Annotated in this window: 8 protein-coding genes, 1 tRNA gene and 2 pseudogenes; 5 read left to right on the top strand and 6 right to left on the bottom strand. The window is 70.1% G+C overall.

What is annotated here, in order from left to right; translation table 11 throughout:
- Window positions 1-20 precede the first annotated feature (20 nt).
- The gene (locus GXW79_RS11805) at window positions 21-986 is read left to right on the top strand and encodes a tripartite tricarboxylate transporter substrate binding protein (protein WP_211874591.1); all 966 of its coding nucleotides are present in this window, start codon (window positions 21-23) and stop codon (window positions 984-986) included.
- A gap of 4 nt (window positions 987-990) precedes the next feature.
- Here GXW79_RS11805 and GXW79_RS11810 read toward each other — a convergent pair whose 3' ends face one another.
- Genes GXW79_RS11810 through GXW79_RS11820 form a run of 3 tightly spaced genes read right to left on the bottom strand, consistent with a single transcriptional unit; the run spans window position 991 to window position 3,954 of the window.
- Window positions 991-1,668, bottom strand: coding sequence for an ABC transporter ATP-binding protein (locus GXW79_RS11810; protein WP_211874654.1), 678 nt, complete (start codon window positions 1,666-1,668; stop codon window positions 991-993).
- Entirely contained in the window at window positions 1,665-2,909 is a 1,245-nt protein-coding gene (locus GXW79_RS11815; RefSeq protein WP_211874592.1) for an ABC transporter permease, read from the bottom strand. Before GXW79_RS11815 ends, GXW79_RS11810 begins: the two co-directional genes overlap by 4 nt.
- Before the next feature lie 22 nt (window positions 2,910-2,931).
- Entirely contained in the window at window positions 2,932-3,954 is a 1,023-nt protein-coding gene (locus tag GXW79_RS11820) for an efflux RND transporter periplasmic adaptor subunit (RefSeq protein ID WP_211874593.1), read from the bottom strand.
- 100 nt (window positions 3,955-4,054) lie between these two features.
- Here GXW79_RS11820 and GXW79_RS11825 point away from each other — a divergent pair.
- The 3 genes and pseudogenes from GXW79_RS11825 (at window position 4,055) to GXW79_RS11835 (ending at window position 6,771) form a co-directional block, all read left to right on the top strand.
- A tRNA-Thr gene (locus GXW79_RS11825) sits at window positions 4,055-4,129 on the top strand.
- 375 nt (window positions 4,130-4,504) lie between these two features.
- Complete coding sequence (locus GXW79_RS11830; protein ID WP_211874594.1) at window positions 4,505-5,740, top strand: vWA domain-containing protein; 1,236 nt, start codon at window positions 4,505-4,507, stop codon at window positions 5,738-5,740.
- A gap of 87 nt (window positions 5,741-5,827) precedes the next feature.
- Window positions 5,828-6,771 (top strand): annotated as a pseudogene (locus tag GXW79_RS11835) (IS630 family transposase).
- Window positions 6,772-7,248: 477 nt separating this feature from the next.
- Here GXW79_RS11835 and GXW79_RS21465 read toward each other — a convergent pair.
- Window positions 7,249-7,344, bottom strand: a pseudogene (locus GXW79_RS21465) (recombinase family protein); the annotation flags it as partial.
- Window positions 7,345-8,241: 897 nt separating this feature from the next.
- On the opposite strand from GXW79_RS21465, the gene GXW79_RS11840 reads away from it, so the two are divergent.
- Window positions 8,242-8,730: a hypothetical protein gene (locus GXW79_RS11840; protein ID WP_211874595.1), complete on the top strand. Its 489-nt coding sequence runs from the start codon at window positions 8,242-8,244 to the stop codon at window positions 8,728-8,730.
- A gap of 214 nt (window positions 8,731-8,944) precedes the next feature.
- On the opposite strand, the gene GXW79_RS11845 is transcribed toward GXW79_RS11840, so the two are convergent.
- Together GXW79_RS11845 and GXW79_RS11850 are read right to left on the bottom strand one after the other, a co-directional pair.
- On the bottom strand, window positions 8,945-11,170 hold the full coding sequence (locus GXW79_RS11845) for a transglycosylase domain-containing protein (RefSeq protein ID WP_211874596.1): 2,226 nt from the start codon (window positions 11,168-11,170) through the stop codon (window positions 8,945-8,947).
- Window positions 11,167-16,842: an alpha-2-macroglobulin gene (locus GXW79_RS11850; RefSeq protein WP_211874597.1), complete on the bottom strand. Its 5,676-nt coding sequence runs from the start codon at window positions 16,840-16,842 to the stop codon at window positions 11,167-11,169. The genes GXW79_RS11845 and GXW79_RS11850 overlap by 4 nt, the downstream gene beginning before the upstream one ends.
- Between the last annotated feature and the right edge of the window lie 3 nt (window positions 16,843-16,845).

Raw genomic sequence — 16,845 nt, forward strand, 5'->3', positions numbered from 1 at the left:
CCGTGACGCAGGGAGCGGGCATGATGCGGCGATGGGTCTTGGGGTGGGTCATGGCGCTCGCGCTGCTCTCGCCCGCGACCGCGCAGGAGCCATGGCCCCGCCGGCCGGTTCGGGTGGTGGTGCCGTTCCTCGCCGGCGGTGGCGCCGATGTGGTGGCGCGTGCCATGGCGCAGGCGCTCGGCGAACGGCTCGGCCAGCCCTTCGTGGTCGAGAACCGCCCCGGCGGCGCCGGCAATGTCGGCACCGAGGCCGTCGCCCGCGCGGCACCCGATGGCTACACGATGCTGGTGACGGGGCCGAACCATGCGACCAACCCGCATCTCTTCGCGCGCCTGCCCTTCGATGCGGTGCGCGATTTCGCACCGGTCTCGCTGCTGACGGGGGCGCCTTATGTGCTGGTCGCGGATCCGGCGCTGCCGCTGCAGGGTTTCGCCGACTTGGTCGCCCTGGCCCGGGCCAGGCCCGGGGCGCTGTCCTATGGATCCTCCGGCAATGGGTCTGCGGGGCATCTCGCGATGGAGATGATCAAGACGATCACCGGCATCGACATGGTCCACGTGCCCTATCGCGGCAGCCCGCCCGTGCTGGTGGATCTGATGGCGGGTCGGATCGCGGTGGCGCTGGACAATGTGCTCTCCTCCAGCCCCGGCATCGGGGCCGGGCAACTGCGCGCCCTGGCGGTGAGTGCCGCGCATCGCGCGCCGACGCTGCCCGACGTGCCGACGCTGGCTGAGCAGGGGCTTGCCGGCTTCGACGTGACGGTGTGGCAGGCCGCGCTGTTCCCCGCCGGTGTGGATCCCGCGATCGTCGCGCGCGCGAGTGCGGCGATCGCGGCCGGGATGCGCGCTCCGGCGGTTCGGCAGCGGATGGCGGATATCGGCGCGGAGGCGATCGGCGGCACGCCTGCGGAGCTGGCGACCTTCCTGGAAGCGGAGATGGCGCGGTGGGGGGTGGTGATCCGGGCGTCAGGGGCGCGGCTGGACTGAGGGTTCAGCCCTGCGCCGCGTCGCTGACGATGCGGCCATCGACCAGGTGCACGCGCCGCGTCGCACGCTTCGCGAGCTCCGCATCATGGGTGACGATGACGACCGCGCGCCCGGCATCGCGCGCAAGCTCGGCGAAGATGTCGAACACGGCGGCGGCGTTCTTGGTGTCGAGGTTGCCGGTCGGCTCGTCGGCCAGCAGCACGGCGGGGTCGTTCGCGAGTGCGCGCGCGATGGCCACGCGCTGGCGCATGCCGCCTGAGAGCTGGTCCGGCATCTTGGCGCTGTCCGAACCCAGGCCGAGACCGGCGAGGATGGTTTGCGCCTTGTCGCGCGCCTCGGCACGGGCGAGCCCGGTGCGGCGGATCGGGATCGCCACATTGTCCAGCGCCGAGAATTCCGGCAGCAGGAAATGGAACTGGAACACGAAGCCGAACCGCGCGAGGCGGAGAGCAGCCAGCGCATCGCCGGTGAGCCCCGTGGTGTCCTGGCCTTGCAGCAGCACGCGGCCGCTGCTGGGGCGATCAAGCAGGCCGAGCAGATAGAGCAGCGAGGATTTACCGGAGCCGGAGGGGCCGGTGATGGCGACGAACTCGCCGCCCGCGACGGCGAGGGACGCCTCGCTGAGCAGCACCGGGCCTTCGGGCAGGCGGCGGGAAATGGAATCGGCTTCGAGCAGGCTCACGCCGCGCCTCGGATGGTCTGCACCGGGTCCAGCCGCGCCGCGCGCCGCGCCGGAATGATGGCGGCCACCGCCGCCGAGACGATCGCAACACCCGAGGCGATCGCGTAGATCTGCCATTCGCGCGCGAGAATGAACCGGTCATTGCCCGAGGTCGCGCCGCTGCCGAAGCGGATCTGCGCCATGCCTTCGATGATGAGCGCGCCCAGCGCACATCCCATGGCGGCGCCGATCGCGCCCGCCGCCAAGCCTTGGATCAGGAACAGCACCTGGATGTCGCGCTCCGTGAAGCCCAGCGATTTCAGGATGGCGATATCGCGCGTCTTCTCGAACACCACGGTAGAGATGACGTTGAAGATGCCGAAGGTGGCCACCAGCAGGATCGCGCCGGTGATGGAAAAGGTGATCGAATTCTGGATGGTGAAGACGGTGAGGATGTTGGCGTTCTGCTCCTCCCAGCTTTCGGTTCGCTCGCCGAAGCGGGCCTCGATCATGCGGGCGAGCGGTTCGGCCTGGCGGACATCCTCAAGGCGGAGGACGATCTGGTTCACGACCGATGGGCGGTCCTGCAGGATCTGGTTCACCTTGAGCAGCGTGTAGGCCTGGGTCTGGTCGAGGCTGACGATGCCCGTGCGGAAGATGCCCACCACCTTCATCAGCAGCGTAACGCCGCGGGGCGAGACGGCGTTCATGCTGTCGCCGAGCGAGATGCCCAGGCGCTCAGCCAATCCGACGCCGATGATGATGCCGTTCGCCGTGGTGCGCAGGTCGTCGAGGCTGCCCTGGGTGATGTCCTTGGCGATGTTCGACACGCGCGGATAGCGCAGCGGGTCGATGCCCGTCACCGTCGCCGAGACGTCGCGCGCGCCATAGCGCATCAGCGCCTGCCCGGTGAGCAGCGGGGCGGCGGCGGCGCCGGGGATGGCCTCAAGGATCGCCATTCGGTCACCCGGCGCGCGAATGCCGCGGATGCGGTCCTGCGGCCGCAGCCCCGCCAGCGCCACGGCCGCGCCGGGGTTGGCGAGTTCGGCAGCCTGGGGAAGGGGGCGGCGCAACTCGTCCTTGATCGTGATGTGCGGCTGGACGTCGATGATCTGGCTGATGAAGTAGGTCTGGAAGCCTCGCATCACCGCGGCCGTGCCGATGAAGAAGCCCACGCCCAGGGCGACGCCCGCGACGCTGACCAGCGTCTGGCGCTTGCGGCGCGCGAGCATGCCGCGCGCGATGTCGGTGAGCAGACTCATCGCGTTGGTATCGCTTGAATCATCAGCGTGCGGGGGCAGCGACGGCGCCGGAGGGGCGCAGGCGCACGGCCTGGCCGGTGAGGAGGTCCGCCGGCGGGTTCACCACCACGGATTCGCCGGCGGCCAGCCCGGCGCGGATTTCGACCGCGCGCGGGCCTTGCACGCCGGACTGGACGGGGCGGCGGATGACGGCCTCCTTCTCGACGAGGAAGACGTGCCCGTCGCGCAGCGCGCCCGGCGGGATGAGGATGGCGTTGGCATCCTCGCGCAGGATGATGTTGGCCTCGACCGACATGCCGATGCGCAGCGGTGTGTCGTCGGGCAGGGCCAGGCGCACGCGGTAGGATTTTCTGGTCGTGTCGCCGCGCGGGGTGATCTGGGTGACGGTCGCGGGCAGCGCCTGGCCGGGGAAGGCGTCGGCGCGGAGCAGGGCACGCTGGCCGGGGGCGACGCGGGCGATGTCTTCCTCATCGACCTCGGCGGTGATGCGCAGCGGGCGGGGTTCGCCGATCCAAAACAGGGCGTCGGGGGTGTCGGCGATCTGGCCGGGTTCGACGTCGCGCCGCAGCACCATGCCGTCCGCCGGGGCGCGGACCACGTAGTCGTCCAGGCGGCGAAGGGCGGCGTCGGCGAGCGCCCGGGCGGCGCGGGCCTCGCTCTCGGCGCGATCGAGCGTGGAGCGCGAGGCGATGTCGCGGGAAACCAGCGTGCGGGTGCGCGCGAGGTCTTCGCGGGCGAAGGTGGCGCGGGCCTCGGCTTCGACGGCGCGCGCTTCGGCCTCACGGTTTTCGAGTTGGGCGAGGGGCTGGCCTTCGGTGACGCGGACGCCTTCCTCGACAAGCACGCGCATGACGCGCGCACGCACGGATGGGCCGACACGGGCGGACTGGACGGGCTCCACGCTGCCGGTGGCGTAGACGGCCTCGATGGCGGGGCCGCGCGTGGCCATCGCGATGGTGACGGCGGGGGGAATAAGGCGCCAGGCGGCGAAGGCGCCCACGGCGATGACGCCCAGGAGGGCAGCGATGAGGGTGCGTTTGCGCATGTTGAGAGGTGTTTATCATGAAGCGCGCCGCGTGCGCGCGGCGTGGCGCGGGGGCGCTTGCGGGGAAAGGGGTGGGGCGGGTATAGGCTGCGGGCTCAGGGCCGACTTAGCTCAGGGGTAGAGCAACTGATTCGTAATCAGTAGGTCCGGGGTTCAATTCCCCGAGTCGGCACCATATTTTCCAACGCATTAGCATCAAACCGGTTCTGCTTATTCCGCGGACCCTTTTTAGCGGACCCTTTGCGGACCCTGCGGGCATGATCGTGACGAAGCCTACTCACGACCACTGAGAGCGGGCTCGTCGTGCGGTTTTGTATTCGTCAGCGTTACCCCAACGTGCGCATCAACTGGGATGCCCTAGCGTCGCTTCCCGGCGGACGACGCATTCGCGTCGTGGGCCTGCTAACCGCGCCCCGCCCATCCCCGGGGCCGGGAAGGGACGCTTGCGCCGCGCGGCCGGCGAGGAGGATGATCAACAACCCCGATCCGGGCGGGCAGGCGCGCCGAGCCGGCGGCCAGCGTTCCGGGCGGACGATCCGGAGACCGCGCGGTGACACCGCTACGCTTACCCCTTGCCCTCCTCCTCGCCCTCTCCGGCTCGGCACTCGCGCAGCCGGCCGGAGAGCCGATCCCGCCCGGCGCGGAGACCAGCCGGCCCGCCCGGGTGGACCAGACCGTCACGCCGCCCCCTATCCCGCGCATCCATAGCCTCTCCCCGCCCGAGGGAGGCCCGTCCGAGGCCCGCGCCCTCGTGGCGGAAGCCGTCCTCCCCGGCCTCGCGACCCGCTGCCTGCCCGCCACCGGCGATCGCCCGCCCGGGGGTTACCCCTGGACCCCGCCCCCCGCCCGCGCCGCCGCCACCCGCGTCGTCATCGCCGTGGACGCCTCCGGCTCCATGGCCGGCCGCGCCGGCGGGGAGGTGAAGATGGAGGCCGCTCGCCGCGCCGCCCGCCGGTTCCTCGAAACTCTCCCGCCCGGTGTTGAGGTCGGCCTCGTCGTCTTTGGCCACCGCGGCAGCCCGCGGGACGCCGGCCGCGCCGCCTCCTGCGCCGCCGCCGAATCCGTCGTCCCTCTCTCCCCCACCGGCCGCGCCGCCGCCCTCTCCGCCGTGGACAGCCTCCGTCCCGTCGGCTGGACCCCGCTCGCCGCCGCCATGCGCGCCGCAGCCGCCCAGTTCCGCCCCGCCGAGGTCCCGGGCGAACAGCTCCTCCTCGTCATCTCGGACGGCATCGAGACTTGCGGCGGCAACCCCGCCGCCGTCGCGCGCGAGATCAGCGAGGGCCCCACCCGTGCCGCCGTGGACATCATCGGCTTCGACATCCCGGGACGCGACCGCGAGGTGATGGGCGAGGTCGCCCGCGCAGCCCGCGGCTCCTTCGCGCCCGTGACCGACAGTGCCACCGCCGCCCTCGCGATGCGCCGCTCCGTGGAGGGCACGCTCGCCACCTCCCCGATGGCCCAACCCCCGACGGCATTGGGCCGCCCGACACCACCGGAGGAGTATCGCCGCGGCTTCCGGATCGGGCCGCCCCAAAGCTCGGTGGCCGTTGCCTCCTGCATCAACGGCGGCCTCGCCGAGGAGGCGACTCGGCTGGAAATCGCCCTCTCCCGCACTGGCAACCCGCCCGCCACCGCGGCCACCGCCCGCGCCTTGATGGAGGAACGTCACCGCGCCGCCCGCACCGCCCTCTCGGACTTCCTCGCCGCGCTCGGCGCCCCGTCCGGCGGGGCCCTGGCCGCCGCGCGCGAACGCCTCGCTGGTGTCCTGACGGTCTTCGCCCGCTGATTGCGCCCCTGTCCCCTCCTGCTAGAGTACTTCCTACTTGCAGGGGCTCATGAGTTCTGATTCGACGCTGCTGATGGAGCAGCGAGACTGCGCCCCTATCGCAAGACCTTGCGCAAGCGCTTCGTGCGGACTGTCGAGGAGGGCGCTTCGGCAATGGAGGCAGCGGCCCGTTTTGCGCTCAGCGCGTCGGCGGCAATCAAGCTGCTGCGACGGGTGCGCGAGACCGGCAGTACGGCTCCGGCCCAGATCGGCGGCTACCGCAAGCCGCTACTGGCCGGGCAGGAGGAGTTCCTCAGGGAACTGACGGCGGGACGAAAGCGGATCACACTTGCCGAGATCCGGGCAGCGCTGATCGAGCGCGGCGTAGCGCCAGTGTCGCTGATGACGATCTGGAGCATGCTGAAACGGATCAACTAGTCACATAAAAAAGCAGCTAAGGGCGTCCGAGCAGGATCGGCCGGACGTGGCCGAGGACCGCCGCCACTGGCGCGTCTGGCAGTGCTACATGGACCCCGAGCGCTTCGTGTCTCTCGATGAGACCGGCACTCTCACGAACATGATACGCCGCTACGGCTGGGGACTGGTGAGCGAGCGCTTGTTGAATGCAGCGCCCGACGGCCACTGGCGCACCACCACCTTCATCGCAGGGCTGCGCAGCACCGGCCACGTCGCGCCGCTCGTGCTGGACGAGCCCATGACCGGTCCGGCCTTCGTCGCCTATGTCGGGCAGTTCCTCGCACCCACTCTGGCGAAGGGTGGCGTGGTGGTCCTCGACAATCTCTCCGCCCACGAGGAGGCCGGTGTCCGCGAGGCCATCCAGGCCACCGGCGCCAGTCTACTCTACCTGCCGCCCTACTCGCCCGACCTAAACCCCATCGAACGGCTGTTCGCCAAGCTCAAAGCCCTACTCCGGAAGGCCGCCGTCCGCACTCGCGAGGAGCTCTGGACCACCATCGGCCCCCTGCTCGACACCTTCATCCCCAGCAGAGTGCCGCAACTACCTCACTCACTCCGGCTGCGCGTTCGAGTAACCCAGAAATGCTCTAGACATCGAGGGAGGCACGGCTCCGTTCCGCGTCGGACTTGAGAACGTCCTTTCGTTGATTAGGAGGATGCGGCGGCGCCGGAATGCAAGACCGACCTGGCGTGGCTGCGCACGCTTGCGGAGGTCGACACAAGTTCAGACCGAGAACTCGCTATATGGCCGGTGCCAATGGCAACGCTACGCAGCACCTGTCTGCCACGGTCGACTGGATTGTTGCGGCTACTGCCAGTACTGAGCCTTAATCCGCAGCGGCTGAGGCCGATCAGATTGATTCGCCTGCTTGCGCTTGGCTTCAAGCCGGGGCGGCGCCGTGACTCGTCGTACGGCGGTGGCGGCGGTGTACAGTGGGCAGGTCCTTCCTGAACGATGGGAGATGGCTCATCAGGTTTGCGACGGTCGCTCAGTATCTTCGCGCTTGGGCTCGGACTTATCGCACTGGGCTGCGCCGCGGCACCGTGCCCTAATACTTCCCGTCGGCCTTAGCCTTTGCGATGCCTTCACGCTGCCGTTCCAGCATGAGGCCACGTTCGAACACCGCCACCGCACCAAGCATCGTCACATCAGGTGGCCTGCATGGGAACAGGTGGCCAGTCCTGCCCGCTATGGAACGGACGCTCAGCGCAACGCCCGGCGTCCAGGCGGGCGATGATCGCAAGCAGGTCATCGGGTAGGTTGGGCCGCCGCGTATGCTGACGACCAGCGCATGCGACCCTGTAAAGCAATCTGAAGAACCGTGCTGGACGCTTTCGATCATGGAACGCGCCCGCATCGCCCGGAAGGCTCCGTCGACCTGGACTTTAGCCAAGTCTAAGGCGATCTTCCAACTGGCTTGAGCTACTAGGTGAGGTGCCACAATGCATCGCTTACTAGCGACCACCACAGTCTTGTTGGTTAGCCTTGCTGCACCATCAGCCGGGGCGGAAAACCGATTCCAACTCGTGAATAGCTCCGGCCAAGTCGTCCAAGAGGCGTATGTCTCACCCTCGCGAGTTGAGGGATGGGGGCCGGATATGCTGGCCGGCGGCATGTTGCCGGCGGGCAACGAGACTTGGGTTACGTCGAATTTTTCAGCTTGCGTGGTGGATGTACGGGTTCGATTCGCTAGCGGGATTGAGCGCACCCGCGCACGCGCCAATGTGTGCATCAACATGCGCGTCTTCATCGGTCGCGACTCTATCACCCTTACACCCGATGCCGATGTAGGCGGGGTCGCAGGTGCCCTTATCGGTGCAGCTGTCGGGGGAACCCGCGGCATTCGCATTCCAAGCGGAGTAATCGGAGCGAACCCAGACGGCTTGCCCGCGCCGATCATCGAGTCGCCCAACCCGTTTAACGTCCGCCGCCCGAGGCCATAATGGACAATAAAGTAAGCCCGGGCCCCAATTCCCCCACCAGCTGGAACGATGCCGACACAGCGCTCCTCGAACAGATATACGAGCTTCAGTGCCTGAGCAGGATGAACGCGATCTACTACGAACTACGCCTCAGTCGCGTTCAGCTAATTAACACCACGCTGGACATCTTCATTGCGCTCACGGCGAGCGGAAGTGGACTAGCCACACTCCTCTCGTCCGCCGACAGCCCTTTCAAGCACGCCTGGACCGCGCTTGCCGTCCTCGCGGCCATCGCGGCAATCATCAAGCCGATCTACGCCCCTGGTAAGATGATCGAAGCGTTCACTCGGCAACAGCACGGATATCTCGCGAACTACTTCGCGTTGAAAAAGCTCTCATTCGCAGTGAGACAGGAAGGAGGGGTTACGCCGGAGCATCGCAAGCGGCACGACACGTTCTACGATCGCCACGTTCAGCTATCTGCTGAGGACGAAGCCACGCCTCATGAGAAGTGTCGACAGCGAGCTCGGGAGATGATCGACAAGGAGCTGCCGCCAGAGAGATTCTGGTGGCCGGCCGATGTTGCTGGGCTTCAAAGCCATGACCAATGACACATGCCGGCACGAGATGGACGGCGACCCGAGGGACTGTGCGCGCTCGCTCTCGGCTCAAACGGCAGGCCCGCCCTCTCCGATGATGCGGAATACACTCGCTCGGCCAATTCCTAGCTGCTTGGCGATATCGGTGGGCTTCACGCCTTCGCACTGGCTGGGTGCACCGACTCTTCTTAGTGTCGGCGCCCAAGGCCTGACGGCCGGAGTCTTGCTACTCGACCACGATCCGCACTGAACGCGAGGCAGCATCCCCTGACGGCAGCCAAAGCTGAAAACGATGTATCCCAGGCGTCATTGGCCAATATACCGGCGCGCTTGGATCGGTGACCGCGAATGGCTCGCCATTTACATGCCAAACCACCTGCGACACCGGTAGCCGTACTGCAGCGCGAAGGGTAATGCGGTTCAATCGCGGCAGGGCTTCGGGATTGCGCCAATGGCGGCTGTTGTGCTCGGGAGAGACCACCGAGAGGCGCTGCAGCGGTTCAGCGCTCAAGTCCGCTAAGCCTCGCGCGGGCGCCTCAACTTCGGCACGCGCGCCGAGGGTGTCTTCAGCCGACAGCCATTCCAGAAGCGTTTCACCACAGGCGCCGTCATCGGGCCGCCCGGTACGAGCGCAGAGCGCCACCGGCGCGGTGCCGTCGGGCGCGGCAAAACCCCCAGCGACAAGCGCGTCTGCCGAGGTCCCATGCAGGTCGAGCAATATCGCCTGCGCGATCGCGCCCGCGGCCTGCGCACCGGTCACGCCCATCATGGGCCCGGCGTCTGCCCGTCCGACCCAGACGCCGACCATGAAATCATTGGACCAGGCGACGATCCAAGCATCGCGAAAGCCCTGGGAGGTACCGGTCTTCAGCGCGACAGCGAAAGGGTATTCGGTCGTCCCGTGGCGCTGAAAGCTCGGCAGTCGCGCCTGCGGGTCGGCCAGGAAGAGCGTAACCTGCCGCGCCGCCCATTGCGCCATCAGCCGTCGCGGCGGCGCCACGCGCTGCCCGTCATACCAGACGAGGTCGCCGAGCATCCCGTCCTCCGCGAGGGCACCATAGGCGCGCACCAGCCGATCGAGCCCGGTCGGCAGTGACCCGATCGCCATGGAGAGACCGAACTGCGCGGCCGGCGCCTCGCTGTCGTGCACGCCGAGTTCGCGCAAGTGCTGGAAGGCGCTCTCCAGCCCGATGCGGCGCAGCAGGTTGGCGGCAGGGATGTTGCGCGAATTGGCCAGCGCCTGGCGCGGCAGCAACGGCCCCAGGAAGCCACCATCCGCATTGCCCATGCCGAGCGAACGGTCGGGCATGTCGACCATGATCTCGTCGGGCCGCAGCACGCCGCGCTGCAGCGCCAGCGCATAAAGGAACGGCTTGAGCGTGCTGCCAGGCGACCGGCTCGCGGCGCTGTAGTCGAAGGCGCCACCGTGCCGCACGGCGTAGCCCGCGGACCCCAGCGAAGCCAGCACTTCGCGCGTGCCGCGTCGCACCACCAGCACGGCCACCTGCTGCGCGCCCACCAGTTGGAGCGCAGTCAAGCGTAACTCCGCCAAGCGCGCCACACGGGCCTGCACGCCGAGATCAACCGAGGTGCGCAGCCGCGCATCGGCGGGGTCGAGGCGCGCGATCCCAACCCGTTCCACCATGTCGCGCAGGCGCAGCACCAGGTGCAGCGCGTCCGGTCGCAGCGGCTGCGCCGACATGGTGATCGCGGCGAGCTGCGCGACGGCCGTGTCGTATTCTCCGGCACCGATGGCGCCCTGCGCGGCCAGCGTGGTCAAGGCGCGCTGCCCTCGCGCCACCGCCCGCGCCAGCCCCGCAGGGTTCCTAGGGTTGTGAAGGGCCGGCGCTTGCGGAATTGCCGCGAGCAGCGCGATTTCCGCCCAGCTGAGATCGGCCGCCGGCTTGTCGAAATAATACCGCGCAGCGTGGCCGATGCCGTGGCTGCCGTTGCCGTATGGCACGAGGCGCAGATAATGCGCCAGCACCGCCGCCCGCCCGTAGCGCAAGGTCAACGCCACGGCGGTGCCGGCCTCGACCGCCTTCGACCAGAGATTACGCGGCCCCGGCTGCTGCATCCGCGCCACCTGCATGGCGATGGTCGAGGCGCCAGAGCGGCGCCCGGTCCGGGTCAGATTGTGCCAGGTCGCGCGCAGCATCGCCGCGGGATTGATACCGGGATGGTCGTGGAAGCGCCGATCCTCCAGCGCCAGCATCGCGCGCGCCACACGCTCGGGCGGCGCGGCCGGCCAGTAGCCGTATTCCACCACCCGGCCGACACCAGGCACTTCGCTCTCATGCCCGAGCTGGGTGACGAAGGCGCCGTTCCGGTCGGTCAGGATGGGCGTCGCCTCAGGGGCGCTAAGATGCGCCCGGCTCGCGACCTCGACGCCGTAGAACGCGAGCAACGCCAGCGCCGGCGCCGCCCACGCGATGCGACGCAAGAGCCTCAAGGGGCGATGACCAGGCGCAGCCCCGCGCTCGCGCCATGGACGCCCGCGCGATAGAGCATCTCCACCTCGCCAGGCGGTTGGGTGAAGCTGCCGGCGATGGTGGCGCGCATCCGCAACGCGATGCGGTGATTGCCGCGCGGCAGCGTCGTGAATACCGCCGAGAGCCGGTCATCGCCATAAGCCACCCAGTCGGGCTGGGTGCGAGCGCCCGTCGAGGGCGTGGCCTCAACGGGCGCGGTGGCGAGCGCTGGGTTCAAGGGCTCCATTCCGGCCGCCATCGGCATCGTAAGTGCGACATGTACCCGATCCTCCGGGTTCACCCATTCCGCCACCTCCTCGACGATGTCGCCGATCACGAGACGGATAGCGCCATCGGGGCCGGGGGCCAGCCGCTCCAGCGGCCCTGCGCCGGGGGGCACCCGGAATAGGGTGCGCGTCAGGACGAAGCCATCCTGCACCGCTGGTGCCTCGGCGCCCGGCTGGACCGGAAGGTAGCGCCGCTCGGCCAGCACCAGCACCGGCACGCCGCCCTGGTTCTCGACCCGCGACGCCCCCGCGCTGTTGACGGTCCAGCTCATGACCGGCGTGGCCGGGCCGAGTGCGGCGGACTGCGGCCCTTGTGGCAGCACGACCCGCACCGCCGTCGTGCCTGCATCGGCGCCCCAGCCGGCGGCGAGCGCGCGCAGCGCGGCGGCGTCGGCATTGGCGTCGCCCCAGCCATTGGGGCCGCCCAGGCGCAGCAGCCCGTCCCGCAGCAGGGCCAGGCGTGGCTCCTGCGGCGCCGCACGGCTGACCGCCAGGGTCACCTCCGCCAGGCCACGGGTTTCGGACGGCAGGATCAGCGGGTTGCCACCGGTTTCGCTCAGCCCCGCATAGGCCGGTCGGCCGTCGCGATTCAGTATCTGCACCCTGCCCCACAGCGCCTCGAGCAGTGCCGGCAGCATGGCTTGGCTGTCGGGGGGCAGCATGGCGATGGCGGCGGCCGCCTGGGCCAGGGTCTCGGTCGGCATCTGGCCGGCGCGCCGCGCGAGCTCTGCGGCATAGGCAGGTTCCAACTTCCCTGCCTCGGCCAGCGCGCTGAGTGCGGCCACGCGCTCGCGCAGCTCCTCGCCCCGCATCAGCTGCGGGTAGTCCGAGCGCAGCGCGCGGGTCAGCACCTCGGCGAGACGGTCGACCATCGGCTGGTCAACCGCCTGCCCGGCCCGCGCGGCGGCGGTCAGGAAGCGATAGGCGCTGGCGGTCAGCCAGACGCTGCCGCGCTGGCGTGGCCAGAAGGCGACCAAGCCATCGGCGTCTGTCGCCTGCTGGATGGCGCGCTGGGCGGCGCGCACATCGGCCGCCAGACGCCCCTCGAGCCCGGCCGCGTTCTGCAGCGGCGAGAAGGGTGCCAGCGCCACGGACGCCGCGGCGAGTGCGAGGCGCTGCTCGGTGCCGCCATAGGGGTTGGCGAGCAACGCGCTCATCCCGCCCAGCAGCCGCACCACGGCGGCATCGGTGGTCACGCTCAGGCGCCCGGCGTGACTGCCCGGGCGGATCGGCTGCGCCGGCGGTGGCCAGGCCTCGCTGCCGCCGGGTGCGATGGTGAGGAAGACGCGCTCGCGCAGCGGCGGGCGGTCGGGCTGGATGGGCAGGGTCAGCTCCACCGCATCGCCGGCGCCATCGGCCGTCCGCCGCACCAGGAAGCGCAGCCGCGCCGCATCCGCGCCGGCGGGCGGCACGGTGACCTGGAAGCCCAGCCGCGCCGGCCGGTTCGGCTGCCACGCTATGGGCTGCGTCGCCGGCCCGGCCAGGGTCAGCCCTTCCGCCGAGAGCGTCGCCTGCCCCGCGCCACCCGGCCCCTCGATGATGCGCGCGATCACCGTCGCTTCGAAGCGGTCGCCCGGTCGGAGGAAGCGCGGCAAGGCTGGCTGCGCCACCAGCGGCTGCCGCACCCGGATCTCCCCGACCCCGAAGCCGAACCGGCTGGGCCCGCTGATCGCCTTGGCGCGCAGCCGGAACACCGTCAGCGTATCGGGCAGCCGCACCCGGATGCGGGCCACCCCGTCGGCACCGACGCGCACGCGCGGTAGGTAGACCGGCACGGGCGTGAAGTTGCGCCGGACGGACACGTTCTCCTGCGCCCAGGCCTCCTCGCCGCCATCGCCGCCGGGGTTCTCGTCCAGCGGGATGATGCCGAAGGCCATGGAGCGCGTGTCCCGTGCCGCCATCCGCGAGGACCGGTCCACGATGAAGTTCCGCAACGGGTCCAGCGGCTGTTCGCGCGCGAGCGACAGCACGGCTTGGTCCACAAGCCAGAACGCTGCCTCCCCGGCGATCGGCCGCCCCGCTTCGTCGGACAGGCGCAGCGTGACCTCGATCTCCTCGCCGGGCCGGGCCGAGGGCGGGGCCTGCAGCGCCACCTGCACGCGGTGCTGCACGGGCGTCACGTTGATCCAGGCGGTCGCCGCCAAGGTCACCGGCCGCCCCTGGTCGAAGGGTGCGGTGGCCGACGGCGGTGGCCCGGCCAGCCGGCCGCGCATCAGCAGAACGTGCACGGCCACGCGCGGCATCTGCTCCCGGCGCACAGTCAGGCTGTAGCGGCCGAAGCCATTGGCGATGTCGACCCAGTCATAGCGGAAGCGACCTTCCGGCTCCTCGGTGATCACCAAAGCGCGGGCGTTCTGGAACGGGCTCTGGATCAGCACCGTCGCGGTCTCGCCGGGCGCGTGGGCGTCGCGCTCGACGCTGACCGTCACGGTCTGCGCGGGCGGGCGGGGCCAGGTCACCGGCGTGTCCCCGGCCATGAACAAATCCACGCGCACAGTCTGCCGCCGGCCGAGCCGGTCCTCGGCGTCGAGCTGCACGAGGTAGACCCCGGCCTCGCGTGCCTCGAAGCGCAGCGGGGTTGGCTCCGCCGCGCTGGTCAGGCTGCGTTCCTCCGCGACCTCGTCCACCGTCTCGGTCTCGTAGCGCGCCGCACCCTGGCTGAAATCGCTGGCCTGGAGGGTGGAGATCCAGTTGCGCCGGATCAGCCGCGCGGTGACCGCGACATCGGGCCGAGCACGGCCCTCGGCATCGGTCACGATCATCTCGGCGTCGATCGCACCCAGCGTGGCGATGTGGCGCGGCACCTTGAGCCCGAGCACCAGCGCCGGCAGTGCCACCACGGATTGCGTGCTACGCACCTGGATGTCGTCATCGCCTGTTACGGTCGCCTCGATCACGTAGCGGCGCGGCTGCGCGGTCGGCTCCACGCTGGGGTCGAGCACCAGGTGGGCGGCACCCGCATCATCGGTGCGCGTCTCGCGGTTCAGCACCGGGGAGGAGCGGAATTCCCGCTGCGCGGAGAACCGGCTGTCGCTGCTGAACAGAAAGCCATCGCGCGCCGGCGGCGCCCAGGCGTGCGGGAACTGGGTGACGCGCCAGGTCACCGGCCGATCCGCGGCGAGGCCACCGGCGAAATAGCGCGCCAGCAGCTCGACCGAGAAGGGTCCGTCCAGCGGCACCGGTGTGGGCGCGGTCAGCAGCGCCTCGAAGCTCGGCAGGCGATAGGCTTCCTTCTTGAAGGTGGTCTCGCCGCAGGTCGCGCCCTCCGCATTCTCGAAGCGCACGGTGTAGTCGCCGGTCGCATCCGTCTGCTCGGCGAAGAGGTGGTGGACGCCGCCGGCATCGTCGGGGGTGACGGGGATGCGCCATTCCTGATCCGCCGGGCCCGAGATCACGAGGGTTCCGGGTGCGCGCCAGAACTCAAGCGCACCGCCGCTGTAGCGGCGCAGGAATGCCTGGATGTGCACGGAGTCCTCGGGCCGGTAGATCGGGCGCTCCGTGAAGACATGGCAGAGCAGTTGTGGCGCCGGGCGGCGCTCCGCCACATCGCCCTGCGTCCAGCCGAGCCAGCGGCCCTCGCCGGCCGCCCAGTTGCCCTCCGCGTATTGCGGCGGCGGGCGGGCGGGATCGAGCACGAGGGTGTCGTTGCCCTTGAGGATGACGATGCGGCGCAGCTCGCGGCGCAGCGTTTCGGGCCTGGTGCCGGCGGCCGGCGCGGACCAGGTGAAGCTGCCATCGGCACCGGTCACGCCGCGCGCGAGGGGCATATAGGCCTCGCCGCGCTGGCCATCGAGCAGGATCTCGGCGCCCTCGACGGGCCGCGCGGTGCTGAGCGAGGTGACGTGGAAGCGCACGCGGTCCGCCTCCTCCACCGTGGTCAGCACCAGGTCGGTGACCTGCACGCGCATCCATCGCCGCATGCCGCCATCCACGGGGCGCACGCCCACGAGGTAGGCGCCGGGCTGCTGGGGGCCGGCGATGCGTGCGAACAGGGGCGCGGCATCGATGCCGAAGCGCGCCGTGGCGCCGCCGCGCTGGATCGGCAGGCTCACCATCTCCGACACGGCGGGCGAGCCGAGGGCCCGGATACGCGCGGCCAAGGCGTTGCGGCCCAGCGCCGTGGTGCCAGCCCAGGGGGTGGGCTCGTTGCCGGAAAGCGGCGGTGCCACGCTGTCGTCGGTGTCCAACCCATTGGCCGGGAAGGGCCAGAAATCCCGGCCCAGCGGCGGGATGGCGTGGATGCGCAGATCGGCCCGCGCATTGCCCTGGCCCCGCAGCGGCATCATCTGCGGACCAAGCCGCTCGACCAACCCCTGACCAGCATCCCAGGCGAGGCTAGGGCGCTCGGGTTCGAAGGTGAAGCGCATGCCTGCGGCGGTGGCGAGTGTGCGGCCGCGGTTGTCGCGGAGGCTGCCGGGCTCGATCCGCAACTCATGAATCGTGTCGGCGCGGAAGCGGCCGGTCAGCGCCCAGCTGCGGCCATTCGCCACCACTGCGAGATCATCGACCGGCGGCGTGATGCGCAGTGCCTGGCGCAGCTGGACCGCATCGAGTGCTGCCGGCTCCTCGGAAAACCGTAGCGTCAGGCCACGGCGCGACGTGCCGGCGGGGGTGCAACGCAGCAGCCCATCCTGGGTCTCGCGGGAGAAGCCGCGGCCGCAGGTGGTGTCAGTGAGGGTGAAGGGCGAGGCGCTGCGCAGCCGGAGCTCGAAGGCGGGGTCGTCCAGCCCGGGTTCGTCCGAAAGCCGCAGCCGCAGCAGCACGACATGGCCGTCGGGAATCGGGCGGTGCAGCACGACGAGGTAGCTGGCCGGCGCGGCGCGTGCCTGGCGCTCGATCGGTCGGATGACGAAATCCTGCTCGGTGAGCGTCCGCGTGGTGGTGCCGCGGGCGTCGCGCAGCTCGATGCTCAGGAGGCGGGAGAGGGCGGCGGGATCGACGGGGTCGGGGAAAGTGAGTGCGATGGAATCGAAGTTGGGCAGGCCGTCGCCGCCCGCCTCGGGGCTCGTGCGCAGGGGTGCCGAGAGCAGCGGCACCAGCCGAGTGGTGCGCCCGCCCGCGTTGATTGCGATGCGCTGGAGGGGCTGCCACGGCTCGGTCGGACGGAACTGCAGGGTGCGGGGGCCGAGCCATTGCCACGCGCCGGGGATGTTGGGGGCCATGCGCACCAGACGCTCGGGGGCATCCTCCGGACCGCCTTGGGCCGGCCCCTGGTCGGTGTCGAAGAGCACCGTCACCGCGTCCCACCGGCGCAGGAACTGGTCGGGCACGACCGTCGCGCCATCGGCCCGGGCGACGCGATCGAGCGGCTGGGCATGGGCGGGGGCGATCGTCAGCAGCACCAGGCAGAGGATCAGGCGGATCATCGT

It is taken from the genome of Plastoroseomonas arctica (genome assembly GCF_018128965.1).
Taxonomy (GTDB): Bacteria; Pseudomonadota; Alphaproteobacteria; order Acetobacterales; family Acetobacteraceae; genus Plastoroseomonas; species Plastoroseomonas arctica.